4 protein-coding genes are annotated in these 2,318 nt (G+C 67.5%); all 4 read left to right on the top strand.

All coding sequences use genetic code 11. The features are described 5' to 3' along the window. Window positions 1–19: 19 nt before the first annotated feature. From K206_RS0136400 to korC, 4 genes are read left to right on the top strand one after another with little or no spacing between them, the layout of a single operon-like run. Window positions 20–448, top strand: coding sequence for an antirestriction protein (locus K206_RS0136400; RefSeq protein ID WP_011114069.1), 429 nt, complete (start codon window positions 20–22; stop codon window positions 446–448). Between the two features lie 44 nt (window positions 449–492). Beyond that, window positions 493–711 (top strand): hypothetical protein, encoded by a 219-nt coding sequence (locus tag K206_RS0136395; RefSeq protein ID WP_012478187.1) that lies wholly within the window; start codon window positions 493–495, stop codon window positions 709–711. An 11-nt stretch (window positions 712–722) separates the two neighbouring features. Next, the gene (locus K206_RS0136390; protein ID WP_011114068.1) at window positions 723–1,931 is read left to right on the top strand and encodes a hypothetical protein; all 1,209 of its coding nucleotides are present in this window, start codon (window positions 723–725) and stop codon (window positions 1,929–1,931) included. A 16-nt stretch (window positions 1,932–1,947) separates the two neighbouring features. Further along, a complete protein-coding gene (gene korC, locus K206_RS0136385; RefSeq protein WP_011114067.1) occupies window positions 1,948–2,205 on the top strand; it encodes a transcriptional repressor KorC in 258 nt (85 codons plus the stop codon). The last annotated feature ends 113 nt before the right edge of the window (window positions 2,206–2,318 follow it).

Below are 2,318 nucleotides of genomic sequence, written 5' to 3'. Positions count from 1 at the left end.
AACTACCGGAGAAAGTCCGATGAACACCCAAGAGCAACCCGTTACCGCTTCCCTGGTCGCCGAGGCCCAGCGCCTCGACTTCCTGCCCGCCTACTTCGGCCCGCGTCTGATGATGCGCGGCGAGGCCCTGGTGTATGCCTGGCTTCGCCGGCTCTGCGAACGCTACAGCGGCGCGTATTGGCACTACTACACCTTGTCGGACGGCGGTTTTTACATGGCCCCCGACCTGGCCGACCGCCTGGAGATCGAGGTGGACGGCAACGGCTTCCGAGGCGAGTTGTCGGCCGACGCCGCCGGCATTGTCGCAACCCTGTTCGCGCTGGGTCAGCTCGCGGCCGAGGCCGCCGACACGGACGCCGGCGATGCCCTGATCGACCGCTATCACTTCCTGCGCGGCTTCGCAGCCAGCCACGCCGAGGCGGCCGCGATCTACCGGGCTATTGACTGATGAGGGGCGGCCCCGGCTTCGGCCGGGGCTTCCAGGAGGCGACCATGACCAGGAACAACGCTCCCCAGGCACCGACGAACAGCTACGCGACGGACGGCAAGTGCCACAACGCCGAGCCGGGCACCTACGGCCACGAATGCGGCAAGCCGGCCGCATGGATCGGCACGAACCACAAGGGGTTCAGCTCGGGATTCTGCGACGACTGCAAGCGCCACGGCTACGAAGCCCGCGACGTGATCGCGTGGCGGCGTGCTGACACTTGAGGGGCCGGCCGATGGCGAAGAAACGCAAGACGCCGGCCCAGCCGGGCCAGGACTGGAACGCGCCGGCGGCCGAGCTGCTGGCCGAGCTGCCCACCGACCGCGACGAGCTGCTGGCCGCCGCCGTGGCGGCCGTGGTGGAGATCGACGCGGCGATCATGCGCGGTGACGGTGCGGCCGCCGAGGCGGCCAGCGACCGATACGAGGCCGTCATCTGGAAGATGAACGGCGGAACGCACGTGGGCAGCATGGCCGACCACGACGCGCCCGGCCAGGTCATCGAGCGCCATTGCGCGGCGGTGCCTGGCGACGTGCCCTTGTGGGGCCAGCGCGGCCAGTTCCTGGTCGCGGATGGCGACATGCGCGCCCTGGTGGAGTACGAGGCCGGCTACGGCGGGCCGCTGGGTGCCCACTTCCAGTTCCACGTCATCGACCTGGACAGGCCGTTTATCTCCGAAACGGGCTACCGCTCGCACTTCGACACGGCGCAGGGCTGCATGACGGTGGACGAGGTTGCGCGCGGCATCCTGGCTGCGCAGCGAGCCGAGAAGAAGCGCCCGGTGATGGTCGAGGCCAGCTACCGCGACCGCCTGGCCGATGCTCCCCTGCCCGCTTGGCTGGCCGGCTTGGAGCCGCCGGCGCGGCGCGCACCGGCGACCGTCCTGGTGCCGCCGGGGTTCGTCCTGGTCGATGTGGTGCTGCCCTCGCATCGGGCCTTCATCGCCAGGCGCTGGGCGGCCGAGGCCGCGACCAGGATCAAGGCGGCCAGGGCCGCCGGGTTGGACGCCAAGGGAAAAATCACCGGCGCAGGCCCGGAGCGAGATCCCGCATCGCCAGAAACGACGATGACCTGCAGCATCGTCAAAGCCGACGATGCCGAGCCGGGCGAGGGCGGGCCTGTATCGCCGGAAACAACGATGCCGCGAGCGAGCGCGGCAACCTGCAGCATCGCCAGGAATGGCGATGGAGGCCCGGCCGACCTGGTGGAGTTCAAGCCCGGCCAGCGGTGCGAGATCGTGAGCGTCCATCACCCGGTTTTCGACCGCTACATCGGCAAGCGCATCATCATCGTGAAGGTGCATCCCGACACCCGCCAGGTGTGGGCGCACGACGACAGGCCGGTAACGTACAAGACCAATCGCGCAGGCCGGCGCGTGGTCGATTCAGACCCGAGCTGCATCCAGTCGATCTACGGCTTCGACCAGTTGCGGCTTATCACTTGACCAGGAGAACGAACGAATGACGAACGACGCCAATATCCGGCTGGAGTGCTTGAAGCCGGCCGAACGCTGGGCGCAACCGACCGGCGAGGAAGTCCGAGAGGTGCTGCGCCTGGCCGGGTTCAGCGGCAGCAAGGCCGCGAAGGCGCTGGGGCTGGGCGCGAAGGGCGACCGCACGATCCGCCGCTGGATCGGCGAGGACACCCCGATTCCCTATGCGGCATGGGCGATCCTGTGCGACCAGGCCGGGCTGGGCGTGATCTGGAAAGAGGATTGACGCCAAGGGAAAGGTTTTAGCGGCTAAAGTTTAGCCTTCGGATTCCGGTAAAGCGAAAAAAGTTTAGCTAAAGTGCTTGACAGGTTAGGGCATTTTGCCCTAATATAGCACTT

It is taken from the genome of Cupriavidus sp. WS (assembly GCF_000395345.1).
Taxonomy (GTDB): domain Bacteria; phylum Pseudomonadota; class Gammaproteobacteria; order Burkholderiales; family Burkholderiaceae; genus Cupriavidus; species Cupriavidus basilensis_B.
Note: the sequence above shows the minus strand (reverse complement) of the source record. Positions and strands in the feature narration are given on the sequence as shown.